The 15,877-nt window shown below is 70.3% G+C and carries 13 protein-coding genes; 11 read left to right on the top strand and 2 right to left on the bottom strand.

All coding sequences use genetic code 11. From position 1 onward, the window contains the following. Positions 1 to 79 precede the first annotated feature (79 nt). The 3 genes from dgcA to ACK4TT_RS07840 all read left to right on the top strand — a co-directional run bounded on the left by dgcA (position 80) and on the right by ACK4TT_RS07840 (position 5,279). Positions 80 to 1,069: an N-acetyl-D-Glu racemase DgcA gene (dgcA, locus tag ACK4TT_RS07850; RefSeq protein WP_409635207.1), complete on the top strand. Its 990-nt coding sequence runs from the start codon at positions 80 to 82 to the stop codon at positions 1,067 to 1,069. A gap of 62 nt (positions 1,070 to 1,131) precedes the next feature. Further along, on the top strand, positions 1,132 to 2,982 hold the full coding sequence (locus tag ACK4TT_RS07845) for a tetratricopeptide repeat-containing sulfotransferase family protein (protein WP_410212750.1): 1,851 nt from the start codon (positions 1,132 to 1,134) through the stop codon (positions 2,980 to 2,982). 8 nt (positions 2,983 to 2,990) lie between these two features. Then, positions 2,991 to 5,279, top strand: a complete 2,289-nt coding sequence (locus tag ACK4TT_RS07840) for a TonB-dependent receptor (RefSeq protein WP_409635201.1) — start codon at positions 2,991 to 2,993, stop codon at positions 5,277 to 5,279. 39 nt (positions 5,280 to 5,318) lie between these two features. Here ACK4TT_RS07840 and ACK4TT_RS07835 read toward each other — a convergent pair whose 3' ends face one another. Beyond that, a complete protein-coding gene (locus tag ACK4TT_RS07835; protein ID WP_410212749.1) occupies positions 5,319 to 6,728 on the bottom strand; it encodes a short-chain fatty acyl-CoA regulator family protein in 1,410 nt (469 codons plus the stop codon). A 151-nt stretch (positions 6,729 to 6,879) separates the two neighbouring features. Here ACK4TT_RS07835 and ACK4TT_RS07830 point away from each other — a divergent pair, with 151 nt between their 5' ends. The 4 genes from ACK4TT_RS07830 to ACK4TT_RS07815 all read left to right on the top strand — a co-directional run bounded on the left by ACK4TT_RS07830 (position 6,880) and on the right by ACK4TT_RS07815 (position 10,405). After that, positions 6,880 to 7,272, top strand: a complete 393-nt coding sequence (locus ACK4TT_RS07830) for a MerR family transcriptional regulator (protein ID WP_409635194.1) — start codon at positions 6,880 to 6,882, stop codon at positions 7,270 to 7,272. 96 nt (positions 7,273 to 7,368) lie between these two features. Further along, complete coding sequence (locus ACK4TT_RS07825; RefSeq protein ID WP_409635191.1) at positions 7,369 to 9,069, top strand: GMC family oxidoreductase; 1,701 nt, start codon at positions 7,369 to 7,371, stop codon at positions 9,067 to 9,069. Then, positions 9,066 to 9,707 carry a gluconate 2-dehydrogenase subunit 3 family protein gene (locus tag ACK4TT_RS07820; protein WP_409635188.1) on the top strand — a complete coding sequence of 214 codons (642 nt, stop codon included), beginning with the start codon at positions 9,066 to 9,068 and terminating at the stop codon, positions 9,705 to 9,707. The genes ACK4TT_RS07825 and ACK4TT_RS07820 overlap by 4 nt, the downstream gene beginning before the upstream one ends. 38 nt (positions 9,708 to 9,745) lie before the next feature. Then, on the top strand, positions 9,746 to 10,405 hold the full coding sequence (locus tag ACK4TT_RS07815; RefSeq protein ID WP_409635185.1) for a DUF1080 domain-containing protein: 660 nt from the start codon (positions 9,746 to 9,748) through the stop codon (positions 10,403 to 10,405). Here ACK4TT_RS07815 and ACK4TT_RS07810 read toward each other — a convergent pair. Continuing rightward, entirely contained in the window at positions 10,383 to 11,402 is a 1,020-nt protein-coding gene (locus tag ACK4TT_RS07810) for a LacI family DNA-binding transcriptional regulator (RefSeq protein ID WP_409635182.1), read from the bottom strand. The two genes, ACK4TT_RS07815 and ACK4TT_RS07810, sit on opposite strands and share 23 nt — an antisense overlap. An 87-nt stretch (positions 11,403 to 11,489) precedes the next feature. Here ACK4TT_RS07810 and ACK4TT_RS07805 point away from each other — a divergent pair, with 87 nt between their 5' ends. Genes ACK4TT_RS07805 through ACK4TT_RS07790 form a run of 4 tightly spaced genes read left to right on the top strand, consistent with a single transcriptional unit; the run spans position 11,490 to position 15,877 of the window. After that, positions 11,490 to 12,713, top strand: coding sequence for an MFS transporter (locus ACK4TT_RS07805; RefSeq protein ID WP_409635179.1), 1,224 nt, complete (start codon positions 11,490 to 11,492; stop codon positions 12,711 to 12,713). A gap of 25 nt (positions 12,714 to 12,738) precedes the next feature. Beyond that, positions 12,739 to 13,686 (top strand): sugar phosphate isomerase/epimerase family protein, encoded by a 948-nt coding sequence (locus ACK4TT_RS07800; protein ID WP_409635176.1) that lies wholly within the window; start codon positions 12,739 to 12,741, stop codon positions 13,684 to 13,686. Continuing rightward, entirely contained in the window at positions 13,683 to 14,819 is a 1,137-nt protein-coding gene (locus ACK4TT_RS07795) for a Gfo/Idh/MocA family protein (RefSeq protein WP_409635173.1), read from the top strand. Before ACK4TT_RS07800 ends, ACK4TT_RS07795 begins: the two co-directional genes overlap by 4 nt. After that, positions 14,816 to 15,877, top strand: coding sequence for a sugar phosphate isomerase/epimerase family protein (locus ACK4TT_RS07790; protein WP_410212748.1), 1,062 nt, complete (start codon positions 14,816 to 14,818; stop codon positions 15,875 to 15,877). The genes ACK4TT_RS07795 and ACK4TT_RS07790 overlap by 4 nt, the downstream gene beginning before the upstream one ends.

Below are 15,877 nucleotides of genomic sequence, written 5' to 3'. Positions count from 1 at the left end.
CGCTGTCGACGCGCGCTCGGGCCGGAACAGGGCGCGCCGGGATCGACGCGGCGGCCGCGATGCGGGACAACGGCGGCGCATGGGTCTCGACCTCCGCATCCGGCCCGAACGCCTGGCGCTCCGCGCGCCCTTCCGCATCTCGCGCGGCGTGAAAACCCACGCCGAGGTGGTCGTCGTCGAGCTCGCCCGCGACGGCGCGACGGGACGGGGCGAGTGCGCGCCCTATCCCCGCTATGGCGAGACGGTCGAGTCGGTGGTGGCCGAACTGGAGACCGCCGCCCGCGCGTCCTCGCTGGACGCCGCCTTGGCCGCGCTGCCGCCCGGGGCGGCGCGCAACGCCCTGGATTGCGCGGCCTGGGACCTGCGGGCGCGGCTGGAGGGGCGGTCGGTGGCCGACCTCCTGGGACTGCCCGCGGCGGGGCCGGTCCCCAGCGCCGTGACCATCAGCCTGGACGGCGTGGACGCCATGCGCGACGCGGCCGCCGCGGCCGCCGACGCCCCGATCCTGAAGGTGAAGCTGGACGCCGACGATCCCGCCGCCCGCCTGCTGGCGGTCGCCGAAGCCGCGCCGGCCGCGCGGCTGATCGCCGATCCCAACGAGAGCTGGACGGCGGCGCTCGTGGCCGAGATGGCGCCGGTGCTGGCAAGGACCCGCGTCGCGCTCCTGGAGCAGCCGCTGCCGGCCGGGGAGGACGCCGCCTTGGAGGGGATCGCCTGTCCCGTTCCGATCTGCGCCGACGAGAGCCTCCATACCCGCGCCGACCTCGCCGCCGTCGCCCGCCGCTACCAGGCCGTGAACGTCAAGCTCGACAAGGCCGGCGGGCTCACGGAAGCCGCCGCCCTGGCGCGCGCCGCGCGCGCGGCCGGTCTGAAGGTCATGGTCGGCTGCATGGTGGCGAGCTCGCTGGCCATCGCGCCCGCCCTCCCGCTGGCGGCGGGCGCCGATCTCGTCGATCTCGACGGGCCGTGGTGGCTGGCCAGGGACCGGGAAGGGGGCTGCCGGTTCGAGCAGGGCGTGATCCTGCCGCCACAGCCAGGCTTCTGGGGCGATCCGATACCGAGACTATAATTGACAGTGTCAGCGCATCGGCCGCTTGATCCGGCCACGGCGTGAACGCCGACGGAGGGGGCGTGCAGAGCGCGACGGCAGATCCGGTTGGCACGCTCGACGTGGCCCTCGCCCACGCCGCTCGCCTGCTCGCCCAGGACCCCTCGCTCGCCGAGGAGCAGGCCCGCGAGATCCTCAAGGTCCTGCCCGACCATCCGCACGCGCTGCGCCTGCTGGGCGAGGCGCTGCGCCGCCAGGGCGAGACCGAGGCCGCCGAGGCCGCCTATCTCCGCTCGGTGAAGGGCTCGGTTAAGGACCCCGAACTGGTCGCCGCCGCCAATGCGCTGGTCGAGGACCGCCTCGCCGAGGCCGAGCATGCGCTCCGCGCCATCCTGAAGGCCCGGCCCACCGACGTGGCCGCCATCCGGATGCTGGCCGAGACCGGGATGCGGATGGGGCGCTACGAGGAGGCCGAGAAGCTGCTGGCCCGCTGCGTGGAGCTGGCGCCCGGCTTTACCCCCGCCCGGCACAACTATGCGACCGTCCTCTACCGCCACAACAAGCCCGTGGAGGCCATCGGCCAGCTCGACCGGCTGCTGGCCGATGACCCGCGCAATCCCGCCTACCTGAACCTGAAGGCCGCCGCCCTGGGCCGGATCGGCGAGTACGAGGGCGCGATCGCGCTCTACGCCGAGGTGCTGAAGGACCATCCCCGCCATCCCAAGACCTGGATGAGCTACGGCCATGCCCTGAAGACGGTGGGGCGGCAGGCGGACTCCATCGAGGCCTACCGCCGCAGCCTGGCGCTCACGCCCGAACTGGGCGAGGCGTGGTGGAGTCTGGCCAACCTCAAGACGGTGAAGTTCTCGGCGGAGGACGTGGCCGCCATGCAGGCCCAGCTCGCCCGCACCGACATCGGCGACGAGGACCGCTTTCATCTCCACTTCGCGCTCGGCAAGGCGCTGGAGGACGAGGGCCGGTTCGAGGAAAGCTTCCGCCACTACGCGGAGGGCAACGCGCTGCGCCGCCGCGACCTGGGCTACGAGGCCGACGAGACCACGACCCACGTCCGCCGTTCGAAGGCGCTCTTCACGCCGGGGTTCTTCGCCGAGCGGGCGGGGCAGGGTTGCCAGGCGCCGGACGCGATCTTCATCGTGGGTCTGCCGCGCTCGGGCTCGACCCTGGTCGAGCAGATCCTCTCCAGCCACAGCCAGGTGGAGGGGACCCAGGAACTGCCCGACATCATCGCCATGGCCCGGCGCCTGGGCGGTCTGGCCAAGAAATCCTCGGCGGGGCGCTATCCCGACGTGCTGGCGGAACTTTCCCCCGAGGACCTCAGGGCGCTGGGGGAGGAATACCTGGAGCGCGCCTCTGTCCACCGGAAGCTCGGCCGGCCCTTCTTCATCGACAAGATGCCCAACAACTGGGCGCACCTGGGGCTGATCCAGCTCGCCCTGCCGAACGCCCGGATCGTGGACGCCCGGCGTCATCCCCTGGGCTGCGGCTTCTCGGGCTTCAAGCAGCACTTCGCCCGCGGCCAGGGCTTCACCTACGACCTGACCGACATCGGCCGCTACTACGCCGACTACGTCGAGCTGATGGCGCACTTCGACGCGATCCTGCCCGGCCGCGTCCATCGCGTCATCTATGAGCAGATGGTGACCGATCCCGAGGCGGAGACGCGCCGCCTGCTCGATTACTGCGGTCTTCCCTTCGAGGCGGCCTGCCTGAGGTTCTACGAGAACGATCGGGCGGTCCGGACCGCGAGCTCCGAACAAGTCCGTAAGCCAATCTTTACGGACGCCGCCGACCACTGGCGGAACTACGATATCTGGCTCGGGCCGCTGAAGGCGGCGCTGGGGCCGGTCCTGGATTCGTATCCGGAGGCGCCTGCGCATCAGCCGCCGCCTTGCACTGAGGGGGAACAACAATGAGATCGAGAATGACGCCGCGCTGGTCCATGGGCCTCTTGGCGACCACCATGCTGACCGCCGTGGCCGCGCCCGCGATGGCGCAGACCGCGGGGACCCAGCTCGAGGAGGTGGTCATCACCGCCCAGAAGCGGTCCGAGAACCTGCAGGACGTGCCCGTCAGCGTGCAGGCCATCGGCACCGAGCGCCTGGACCAGCTCCAGGTCTCGGACATGGCTGACTATGTGAAGTTCCTCCCGAACGTCACGGTCCAGTCCGCAGCGCCGGGCTTCAACACCATCTACATGCGCGGCGTCGCCTCGGGCGAGAACAGCAACCACTCCGGGCCCCTGCCCAGCGTGGGCGTCTATCTCGACGAACAGCCGGTCACCACGATCACCGGTCCGCTGGACATCCACGTCTACGACATCGAACGGGTCGAGGTGCTGGCCGGTCCCCAGGGCACGCTCTACGGCGCGAGCTCCCAGGCGGGCACCATCCGCATCATCACCAACAAGCCGTCCACCTCGGGTTTCGAGGCGAGCTACGACCTGGAGGTCAACAGCGTCGCGCACGGCGACATCGGATACGGAGCCGAGGGCTTCGTGAACCAGCCCCTGGGCGAGCGCGCCGCGATCCGTCTCGTCGGCTGGGCCCAGCATGACGCCGGCTACATCGACAACGAGCCGGCCTCGATCACCTATCCGACCGGCAACGTGACCATCGACAACGATGGCCTGGCCAAGAACGCCTACAACGATGTCGACACCTACGGTGCGCGAGCCGCGCTGAAGATCGACCTGGACGACAACTGGTCCATCACGCCCACGCTGAACGCCCAGCGCACCGAGGCGGACGGAACCTTCTCGTACGATCCCGGCCGCGGCCGCCTGAAGGCCGCCCGGTTCCGGCCCGACACCCTGGACGACAAGTGGCTCCAGGCGGCCCTGACCATCCAGGGTCAGGTGTCGAACCTCGACGTCACCTACGCCGGCGCCAAGATGAAGCGCTGGATCGACGGCCAGTCCGACTATTCGGACTACGCCTACTTCTACGACACCCTGTACGGCTATGGCGCGTACTGGACCGATGACGCCGGCAATCCGATCGACATCTCCCAGTACATCCAGTCGAAGGATGTCTTCATGAAGGAGTCCCACGAGTTCCGCGTGGCGACCCCGGCCGACCAACGCCTCCGCGTCACGGCGGGCCTGTTCTATCAGAAGCAGACCCACAACATTCAGCAGCGCTACAAGATCGACGGGCTGGCCGATGCGATCTCGGTCACGGGCTGGCCGGACACCATCTGGCTGACCAAGCAACTGCGGGTCGACCGCGACTACGCAGCCTTCGCCGACGCCTCGCTCGACGTCACCGACAAGCTGACGCTCAACGGCGGCATCCGCTTCTTCAAGGCCAAGAACGGCCTGGAGGGCTTCTTCGGCTACAGCGACGGCTACAGCTCGCGCACGGGCGAGGCGGCCTGCTTCGGCGGCCCGATCGTGGATGGCAGCCCCTGCACCAACCTCGACCGCACCACCAAGGACAAGGGCAAGACCTACCGGATCAACGCCGAGTACAACATCGACGACGACCGCATGGTCTATCTCACCTACTCGACGGGCTATCGGCCTGGCGGCGTCAACCGCCGCGGCGGCGACCCCTACGATCCCGACTTCCTGAAGAACCTCGAGTTCGGCTGGAAGACGACCTGGATGGACAACCGCCTGCGGTGGAACGGCGCGCTCTTCAGCGAGAAGTGGAACGATTACCAGTTCTCGTTCCTGGGGCAGAACGGCCTGACCATCATCGCCAACGGCGGCAAGGCCAGGATGAAGGGCGTCGAGACCGACCTGTCATGGGCCGCGGCCGAGGGCCTCACGATCAATGGCGCGGCCAGCTACATCGACGCCGAGCTCGACCAGGACTATCGCTCCGACCCCGCCGGCCCGATCCTCGCGCCCAAGGGCCAGTCCCTGCCGGTCACGCCCAAGTTCAAGGGCAATGTGAACGTCCGCTACGAGTGGGACATGGGCGGCAATACCGCCCACGTGCAGGGCTCCGTCGTCTATTCGGGCTCGGCCTATCCCGACCTGCGCACGGCCGACCGGGCGCTGGTGGGCAAGCTGCCCGACTACACCACCTTCGACATGACCGCGGGCCTGACGAACGGCTCGTGGCGGGTCGAGGCCTTCGCCAAGAACCTGTTCGACGAGAGCGGCCAGGTCGACCGCTTCGTGGCCTGCGTGGTCTGCACCCGCGTCTGGGTGACGCCCATCCGGCCGCGGATCATCGGCGTCCGCTTCGGCCAGTCGTTCTAGGATCGCGCCGCCTCCTCCGTCCTTGGGCGGGGGAGGCGGTCAGTCCAGCCTGAACGGCACCGTCCGGCGCTCGTTGGGCGGCACACGCAGAGGGCGGTCGACCGGCGGGAAGGCCCGCTGGACGCAGTCGTTGCGCTCGCAGATCCGGCAGCTTACCCCGATGCGGGCCGCCGGGCCGGAGAGGTCCAGCCCCTGCGAATAGACCAGCTCATGGGCGTGCTCGATCTCGCATCCAAAGCCCAGAACGAAGTGCCGAGCCGGCTGCAGGTAGCTCCCTGACGGCTTCACCACGCTGCGCGCCACCGACAGGTAGCGCGTGCCGTCCGGCATCTCGGCCACCTGCACGAGGAACCTCTCGGGCGCGCCCACCGCCTCGTGGACGTTCCACAGGGGGCAGGCGCCGCCGAACCGGGCGAATCGAAGGCGCGTGGCGCTGTGGCGCTTGGTGATGTTGCCCGCGTAGTCCATGCGCACGAAGAACAGCGGCACGCCGCGCAGGCCCGCCCGCTGGAGGGTCGAGAGCCGGTGGCAGACCTGCTCCAGGCTGGTGTGGAAGCCCAGGGCCAGGGCCTCAACATCGTGGCGCCGCGCCCTGGCCGCCGCGTGGAAGCGCCGATAGGGCATCAGGAGGGCGCCGCCCGCATAGTTCGACAGGCCCACCCGGCAGACGTCGACGGCCTCCGCCGTGCGGAACCGCGCCCGTCCGAGCTCGGCCTCGATGACGTCGGACAGTTCCACCGCGGCCAGGTGGTAGGCGAGCTGGAAGGTCTGGGTCTCGGGGGGCTGGCGGGGATTGACGTAGAGCGTGCGGGCCGCCGGGTCGTAGCGCCGCATCACTTCGCCGGCCGCCCCGCGTTCCACGGCGATGCCGAACCGCTCCCACAGGTGCGCGGCGATCCGTTCCTCGGGCGCGACGCCGTCGGCCAGGCCCAGGGATTCGGCCAGCGCCTCGGCCGCCCGGTCGATGGCGTCGATGTAGTTGTCCCGGTCGTGGAAGAACTCGCGGACTTCCTCGTAGGGGAGCAGCGAGCTCGCCGCCGTCGCCTCGTCGAGGGCGACCGCCGCCTCGGTGAGGTTGAGGCGTTCGGTCAGCCGCTGGTTGGCCCGGTGCAGGTCGAGGAAACGGCGGGCGAAGGCCGGGGCCTGCAACGCGACGCGGCGGATCTCGGATAGGGCCACGGGAGCGCCGGGATGGGCGGATTCCGCCACCGCCTCCTTGAGGTCGGCGATCAGCCGCTCGTCCTCGCGGGCCTCGAACACCTCGGGCGAGACCCCGAAGGCCTCGGCGATCGACAGCAGCACCCTGGACGTCGCCGGCCGCTGGTTGGCCTCGATCTGCGACAGGTAGCTGACCGAAATCCCCAGCCGGGCGGCGCAGGCCTGGAGCTTCAGGCCGTGTTCCTGCCGGAGCGCCCGCACCTGGGGACCCACGAAAAGCTTGGCCGCCATTTCACAATTTCACAAATCAGGGATTGCGAGGCGCCAAGTCTTCGCACGTTCTCGTTTGAAATCCGAGCGGGATTCTCGCTTTCTCTCTCTCCGACCGCTCCGCGCTATTTTGCAAAATGGCGGAGCCCGTTCCTGACGCGGCGAGGTTGCGATGATCGGACGTCCTGGCGAGAAGCTGCACCACCTCCCCCGGCTGGGCCTGTCGGACGCCTGCCGGCTTTTCGGCCTGACCCCTCGGGCCATCCGGTTCTACGAAGAGAAGGGCCTGATCGAGGCCCACCGCGACCGGCTCAACCATCGCTACTACGACGGCTGGGCTCGCCAGCGCCTGGCGTGGATCTCCCGCCTGCGTTCGGTCAGCCTGTCGCTGCGCGACATCCGCCAGGTGCTCGACGCCGACCAGCGCGCGGGCGCGGGTTCGGAGACGGCGCTGAAGAAGCTGGTGAGCCGCAAGGAAGAGCTGTCGCGCGAACTGGCCGAGATCGACGCCCTGATCCCGGTGCTTCAGGCCGACGTCCAGCCGGCTCTCAACACCGCAGCCTAAGACCGGCCCCAAGGTCACGCCCAAACTCGCCCCTTGGCCGCCGCGGCGGTCTGGGCCAACGTGCAGCCTCCGATTGTGGGTGCGGGGGACGCGAGCGTGGCCGGGCCTGAGCCTTATGACGTGATCGTGGTCGGCTCCGGCGCCGGCGGCGGGATGAGCGCCTACCACCTGACGAAGTCGGGCCTGAAGGTGCTGATGCTGGAGGCGGGGCGCGACTACGACCCCGTCGCCGAGACCCCGATGTACAACATCAACGCCGAGGCGCCCCTGCGCGGGGCCTCGACGCCGGACAAGCCCTTCGGCTTCTACGACGCCACCGTCGACGGCGGCTGGGAGGTGCCGAACGAGCCCTACACGGTGGCCGAGGGCTCGGAGCCGTTCATCTGGTGGCGGCCGCGGATGCTGGGCGGGCGCACCAACCACTGGGGCCGTATCTCGCTGCGCTTCGGGCCGCTGGACTTCAAGCCGCGCAGCCGCGACGGCCTGGGCTACGACTGGCCGATCGCCTACGACGACCTCGCGCCCTGGTACGACCGGACCGAGAAGTTGATCGGGGTGACCGGCGCCGCCCCGCCGCGTGGGCTTACCAACACGCCTGACTCGCCGCCGGGCTGCCTGATGGAGAGCCCGCCGCCCCGCGCCTTCGAGCTGTTCTACGCCCGCGCCTTCGAAGCCATGGGCATCCCGGTCGTGCCGATGCACGGCGCCGTGGTCACCCAGGCCATGGAGGGCCGCAACACGTGCGTCTTCGCCACCCCCTGCGGCCGGGGCTGCGCCATCGGGGCGAACTTCCAGTCCACGACCGTGCTGCTGCCGCCGGCCATGGCGACGGGGAACCTGACGATCCGCACCAACGCCCTGGTCTATCAGGTGGACCTGGACGCGGCCGGCAAGGCCAAGGGCGTCGCCTTCGTGGACCGCAGGACGGGCGAACACCATTCGGCCACGGCCCGCGCCGTGGTGCTGGCCGCGGGCTCGGGCGAGACGGCCCGCATCCTGCTGAACTCCAAGAGCGCCAGGTTCCCGGACGGCCTGTGCAACACCCACGGCATGGTCGGCCGCTACCTGATGGACAGCGTTGGCCTCAACGTCACCGGCCAGTTCCCTGCGCTGGAGGGCCTGCCGCCGACCAACGACGACGGCATGAGCGTCGAGCACACCTACGTCCCCTGGTGGGGCTACGACCGGCACAAGGAGCTGGGCTTCCCGCGCGGCTACCACATCGAGATCGGCGGCGGCCGGCAGATGCCGTCCATGAGCATCGCCCGCCTGCTCACGGACGACGCCAGCGTCGGCGACGAGCTGCGGGAGAGCCTGCGCCGCCGTTACGGCAGCGTCATCAGCTTCAACGGCCGGGGCGAGATGATCCCCAACGACGACTGCTACTGCGAGCTCGATCCGAAGGTGAAGGACAAGTGGGGCATTCCTGTCCTGCGCTTCCACTGGAGGTGGGGCGAGGCCGAGACGAGGCAGGCGGCGCACATGACGACCACCTTCCTGGAAGTGATCGACCGGCTGGGCGGCAAGCCGGTGGGCGAGGTCGAGCGCGACGGCCGCAAGGCCATCTCCAAGGGCGGCGAGATGATCCACGAGGTCGGCACCGCCCGCATGGGCGCCTCCGAGACGGACTCGGTGGTCAACCAGTACGGCCAGGCCTGGGCGGTCCCGAACCTGTTCGTCACCGACGGGGCGGTGCTGGTCTCCAGTCCCGACAAGAACCCGACCCTCTCGATCCTGGCCCTGGCCTGGCGGTCGAGCGACCATCTGGCGACACTGGCCAAGCGGGGTGAGCTGTGAGCGACGAGACCCCCAAGCCCTATCGGCGCAAGATCGACCGCCGCACGGCCCTGATCTGGGTCGGCGCGGCCGGCGCGGCCATCGCCGGCGGCGCGGGCGTGGTGATCTATCGCGACGCCATCGGCGGGAAGGCGACGCCCACGGCCGGCGGCTATGGGACCGACCCGAAGCTCAACCCGCCGGTCAAGGCGCCCTGGCCGCGCCTGCTCTCGGACGACGAGCTGCAGGCCGCCGCGATCCTCGCTGACTTCATCCTGCCGGCCGCGGCCACCGCGCCGGCGGCGAGCGCCCTGGGCGTGCCCGACTTCATCGACGAGTGGGTGAGCGCGCCCTATCCCGACCAGCTCAAGGACCGGCCCGTCATTCGCGACGGGCTGAAGGCGCTGATCCCCGATCTCGTACGCGGCGACGCAGGTCGGCGGGCGGCCGCCCTCGCGGCCCTGCCGAGGTCGACGGACGAGAAGACCCAGGCCTTCTTCAAGCGGTTCCGGGCCCTGACCGTGGGCGCCTATTACACGACCGAAGCCGGGTTCAAGGACATCGGCTACATCGGCAACGAGGCCCGTGCGTCCGACCCCGGTCCCTCGGCCGAGGTGAAGGCCGTGCTGGAGGAGCGCCTGAAGGCGCTGGGACTTTGAAAGGGAACGCCATGAGGGCTGGGGTGCTTGGGATCGCCATGGCGATCGCGATGACGGGCGGAGCGGCCTTCGCCGCCGACAACGTGCTGACCCCGGCCGAGAAGGCGGCGGGCTGGAAGCTGCTGTTCGACGGCAAGTCCACCGCGGGGTGGCGCGGCTTCAAGACGCCCGAGCCCGACGCCGGCTGGACCGTGACGGACGGGACGCTGGGCCCCGATCCCAAGACATCGCGCGATATCATGACGAAGGAGACGTTCGGCGACTTCGAGCTGGTCTTCGACTGGAAGATCACGCCCAAGGGCAACTCCGGCGTCATGTTCCACGTCACCGAGACGGGCGACCAGACCTACCAGAGCGGGCCGGAATACCAGGTCGTCGACAACGCCCGGGGCGAGCCCCTGGCCGAGCAGGCCGGCGCCCTCTACGGCCTCTATCCACCGACGACCGATGCGACGAAGCCGGTGGGCGAGTTCAACCACAGCCGGCTGGTGCTCAGGGGCGGCAAGGGCGAGCACTGGCTGAACGGCGTGAAGGTGGCCGAGTACGACCTGCGCTCACCCGAGTTCAAGGCCAAGGTCGCGGCTGCCAAGTTCAAGGCCTGGCCGCAGTTCGCGGCTTCGGACACCGGCCACATCGCCCTGCAGAACCACGGCGACCACGTCTACTACCGCAACATCAAGATCCGGCCGCTGAAGTAGGCGCCGGCGCGGTGCTGGCGCGCACCACCAGCCGGTGGGCGAGGGTGACGTGCCGCACGGTGTCCACACGGCCCGACAGCACGTCGAGCAGCAGGCGCACCACCTCGTGGCCGATGGCCTCCTTGGGCTGGCTGACCGTGGTGAGCGGCGGGTCCAGGTGGCGCGCGTAGCGGATGTCGTCGAAGCCCACGAGGGAGACGTCGGCGGGGCATGAGAGCCCGCGGCGGCGCAGGGCCTCCAGGGCGCCCATGGCCATCTCGTCGCTGAAGCAGAAGATCGCGGTGGGCCGTGGGTCGGCGTCCAGCAGGGCCAGCGCCTGGGCAAGGCCCGACTCGATCGAGAAGTCGCCTTGCGCCACGTTCAGGCCCCAGCGGCCGTGGCGGGCGGCGGCGGCCTGCACCCCGCTCAGGCGGTCGCGGCTGAGCGGGCTGGCGAGCGGGCCCGTGATGACGCCCACCCGCCGGTGGCCCAGGCCGTAGAGGTGCTCCATGGCCTCGGCGGCCGCCCGGGCGTTGTCGATGTGGGCGCTGGGCACGCCCAGTTCGGGGCTGAACTCGCAGCCGTTGACGATGGGCGCCTTCGGTCCCAGCGCGGCCACCAGCTCGGCCAGGGCGGGCGAGAGCCGGTGACCCAGGAAGATCAGGCCGTCGGCCTCCTTGCGGCGCATCAAGAGCGCGTACTGGTCCTCGCGCTCCTCCTCGTGGCGCGTGTCGCCCAGCAGGACGGCGTAGCCCGCGGCGGTCGCCGCCTCCTCCACGCCCCGGATGACCTGGGAGAAGAACGGGTTCGAGATGTCCGGCACGGTCACCAGGATCTTGCCGGTCTTCAGCGTGCGCAGGCTCTTGGCCGCCACGTTGGGCGCGTAGCCCAGCCGCTCCACCGAGGCCAGCACGCGCGCCCGCGTCGCCTCGGCCACCCGCTCGGGCGCGCTCAGCACCCGCGAGACGGTCGCCGTCGAGACTCCTGCATCCTTGGCGACATCGTGGATCGTGGCCACCGGCTTGCACCCGTGCGTTGAACGTGTAATCGATTACATCGCGCGAGCGGGGCCGTTCAAGAGCCCTCGCAGCGGGGGAGGCGAGGCATGGGCGCCAAGGCGCGGTTGTTCCTGATGATGCTGCTCCAGATCGCGGTCTGGGGCGCCTGGGCGCCAAAGCTCTTTCCCTACATGGGAATGCTGGGGTTCGCGCCCTGGCAGCAATCAATGGTCGGCAGCTCGTGGGGCGTGGCCGCGCTCCTCGGAATCTTCTTCTCCAACCAGTTCGCCGACCGGAACTTCTCGGCCGAGCGGTTCCTGGCCGCGAGCCACCTGCTGGGCGGCCTTGCGCTGCTGTTCACCGCCTTCCAGACCAGCTTCTGGCCGTTCTTCGCGGGCTACCTCGTCTACAGCCTGCTCTATGTGCCGACGCTGTCGGTCTCCAATTCCATCGCCTTCGCCAACCTGAATGACCCGGCCAAGGACTTCGGCGCGGTGCGCATGGGCGGGACGGTGGGCTGGATGCTGGTGAGCTGGCCCTTCGTCTTCCTGCTGGGCGCCCAGGCCGAGCCGCATCAGGTGCGATCGATCTTCATCGTGGCGGCAGTCGTCTCCTTCGTGCTCGCCGCCTACAGCCTGACCCTGCCGCACACCCCGCCCAAGCGCGGCGCCGAGGCGGCCGACCCGCTGGCCTGGCGCGAGGCCTTCAAGCTGCTGCGGGTTCCCTTCGTGGCCGTGCTGTTCCTGGTCACCTTCATCGATAGCGTGATCCACAACGGCTATTTCGTCATGGCCGACGCCTTTTTGACCCAGCGGGTGGGGATCGCGGGCAACCTCTCGATGGTGGTTCTGAGCCTCGGCCAGCTCGCCGAGATCGTGACCATGTTCGTCCTGGGCGGCGTGCTGATCCGCATCGGCTGGAAGGCGACCATGATCGTGGGCGTGCTGGGGCACGCCGCGCGCTTCTCGGTCTTCGCCTTCTTCCCCGACAGCGTGCCGGTGATCGTCGCCGTCCAGCTCCTGCACGGCATCTGCTACGCGTTCTTCTTCGCCACCGTGTACATCTTCGTGGACGCCGTCTTCCCGAAGGACGTTCGCACCAGCGCGCAGGGCCTGTTCAACCTGCTGATCCTGGGCGTCGGCAACGTGGCGGCGAGCTTCCTCTTCCCGCAGCTCATGGGCCGGCTGTCGACGGCGACCCCCGCCGGGCCGCAGGTGGACTACCAGACCCTGTTTCTGGTCCCGACCGGCATGGCCCTCGCAGCCGTCGTCCTGCTCGCCCTCTTCTTCCGTCCGCCCCAGGCGCGGCCGGTCCACCCGGTCACCGCATGATGTCCGCCAACCAGGGAGACGTTCCGTGCGTCCGACGCTTCAACCGCACCGCCGCAGCTTCCTCGTCGCCGCCGGCGCTGCGCTGGTGAGCACAAGGGCCCAAGCCCAATCCGGGGCCGCGCCGTTCTTCCAGCGGGCCGGCCTGCCGATCGGCCTGCAGCTTTATACGCTGGGGCCCGACGCCGGGAAGGACCTGGACGCCACCCTCGCGGCGGTGGCGGGGATCGGCTACCGCGACGTGGAGCTGCCGGGCTTCATGGGCCGCACCCCGGCCGAGATCCGGGCCGCGCTGGACAAGGCGGGGCTCACCTGCCGCAGCGCCCACATCCAGGCGCGCGGGGGCTTCGACGGCGACCTCGCCAGGCTGGCCGACGACCTGGCGACCATCGGCGTGAAGCACGCCGTGGCCCCAAGCCCCTTCGTTCCCGACCATGCGCTCAAGGCCGCCCAGGGCGTGGCCGGCGTGGACGCCTACCGCACGATGATGGGGGCGCTCACCGCCGACGACTGGAAGATGAACGCCGAGTTCCTGAACGCCAAGGCCGCGGTGCTGAAGCGCTCGGGGATCGCCGTCGGCTACCACAACCACAACTTCGAATTCGCGCCGAAGGGCCAGACGAACGGCCTGGAGATCCTGCTGGCCGAGACCGACCCGGCGCTCGTCACCTTCGAGGCCGACGTGGGCTGGATGGCGGCCGCCGGGGTCGATCCCCTGACCTTCATCCAGAAGCACCGGGGCCGCTTCACCCTGATGCACGTGAAGGACGTCAAGCCCACGACCCAGGCGAACTACGAGCTGCGGATGGACCCCACCGAGGTGGGCTCCGGCCGCCTCGACTGGAGCCGCCTGCTGCCGGGCGCCCACGCCGCCGGCGTACGGAACTTCTACGTCGAGCAGGAGCCGCCCTTCGAGCGGCCCCGGATCGAGGCGGCGAAGATCTGCCACGACTTTCTGGCGCGCGTGACCGCATGACCGGCGGCGGCCCCATCCGGCTGGCCATGGTGGGCGGCGGGCCGGGCGCCTTCATCGGCCCCGTGCACCGCATGGCCGCCGAGCTGGACGGGCGGATGCGGCTGGTGGCCGGCGCCTTCAGCCGCGATCCGGCCAGGAGCGCCGAGGCCGCCAGGGCCTGGGGCGTGCGCGGCTACGACGACTGGTCGCGTATGATCGCCGCAGAGGCGACGCGTGAGGATGGAGCCCAGGTCGTGGCGGTGGTGACGCCCAACCACCTGCACCTGGCGGTGTCGGCCGCGGCGCTCCGGGCCGGCCTGCACGTGATGAGCGACAAGCCCGCCACCCGCGACCTCGCCGAGGCCCGCGAGCTGGCGCGCGCGGTGGCGGCGAGCGGACGGCTCTACGGCCTGACCTACACCTACACCGGCTATCCCATGGTCCGCGAGGCGCGCGAGATCGTCCGCCGGGGCGACCTGGGCGCCATCCGCAAGATCGTCGTGGAGTATCCGCAGGGCTGGCTGTCGCGGCCCATCGAGCGCGAGGGCGCCAAGCAGGCCGAGTGGCGGGTCGATCCGGCCCAGGCCGGGGCAGGCTGCATCGGCGACATCGGGGTCCACGCCTTCAACCTCGCTGAGTTCGTCGGCGGCGTGCGGGTCGAGCGGCTGTGCGCCGACGTCTCGACGCTGGTCCCAGGCCGCCTGCTGGACGACGACTGCAATGTCCTTTTGCGTTTCGCGGGCGGGGCGCGCGGCGTGCTGATCGCCTCGCAGATTTCGGCCGGCGCCCGCAACGGGCTGAAGCTTCAGGTCTATGGCGAGGCGGGTGGGCTCTCCTGGTCCCACGAGCGGCCGGCGGAGCTGACCATCGACTGGCTGGACGGCCCCAGCCACACCCTGCACGCGGCGGCGGGCTACCTCTCGGCGCCGGCCCAGGCGGCGTCGCGCATCCCGACCGGCCATCCCGAGGGTTTCATCGAGGCCTTCGCCAACCTCTACCGCGACCTCGCCGACGCCGTCGCCGAGGGCCGGTCCGACGCAGGGCTCGTGCCCGACATCGCCGAGGGCGTGCGCAGCATGGCGTTCGTGGAGGCGGCCGTGGCCGCCAGCCGCGACGGCGCGGGCTGGGTCGCCCTGGACGGGAGCATCGCATGAGGACGCTGAAAGGGCCCGGCATCTTCCTGGCCCAGTTCGTGGGGCCTGAGCCGCCGTTCGACAGGCTGGAGACCCTGGCCGACTGGGCCGCCGGCCTGGGCTACGTCGGCCTGCAACTTCCGACCGGCGAGGGCGGCCTGTTCGACGTGGCGAAGGGGGCCGAGAGCCAGGCCTACTGCGACGACGTGAAGGGGATGCTGGCCGACAGGGGCCTCGCCATAACCGAGCTTTCCACCCACCTCCAGGGCCAGCTCGTCGCCGTGCATCCGGCCTATGACGAGCTCTTCGACGGCTTCGCGCCGCCGCAAGTGCGGGGGAAGCCAAGCGAGCGCGAGGCCTGGGCCGTGGGCCAGATGAAGGCGGCGGCCAAGGCCAGCCAGCGACTGGGCCTCACCGCGCACGCGACCTTCTCCGGCGCGCTCGCCTGGCCCTACGTCTATCCCTGGCCGCAGCGGCCGGCGGGCCTGATCGAGGAGGCGTTCGCCGAACTTGCCCGGCGCTGGCGGCCGATCCTCGACGCCTTCGACGACGCGGGCGTGGACGCCTGCTTCGAGCTCCACCCCGGCGAGGACCTGCACGACGGGGCGACCTTCGAGCGCTTCCTGGAGGCGGTGGATGGGCATCCCCGCGCCAACATCCTCTACGATCCCAGCCACTTCGTGCTGCAGCAGCTCGACTACCTGGACTTCATCGACCGCTACCACCCGCGCATCCGCGCCTTCCATGTAAAGGACGCCGAGTTCCGGCCCACCGGCCGCGCCGGGGTCTATGGCGGCTACTTGGGCTGGGTGGACCGCCCCGGCCGCTTCCGCTCGCTGGGCGACGGCGAGATCGAGTTCGGCGCGATCTTCTCCAAGCTGGCGGCCTACGACTATCCGGGCTGGGCCGTGCTGGAGTGGGAGTGCGCGCTCAAGCATCCGGAGGACGGGGCCCGCGAAGGGGCGCCCTTCATCCGCGACCACATCATCCGCGTGACGGAGCGGGCGTTCGACGACTTCGCCGGCGCCGGCACGGACGCGGCCGCCAACCGGCGGCTGCTCGGCCTGGGGAACACTTGA

Source organism: Phenylobacterium sp., assembly GCF_046463815.1.
Classification (GTDB): Bacteria; Pseudomonadota; Alphaproteobacteria; order Caulobacterales; family Caulobacteraceae; genus Phenylobacterium.
The sequence above is the reverse complement of the archived record's forward strand: the minus strand, read 5'-3'. Positions and strand labels throughout refer to the sequence as shown.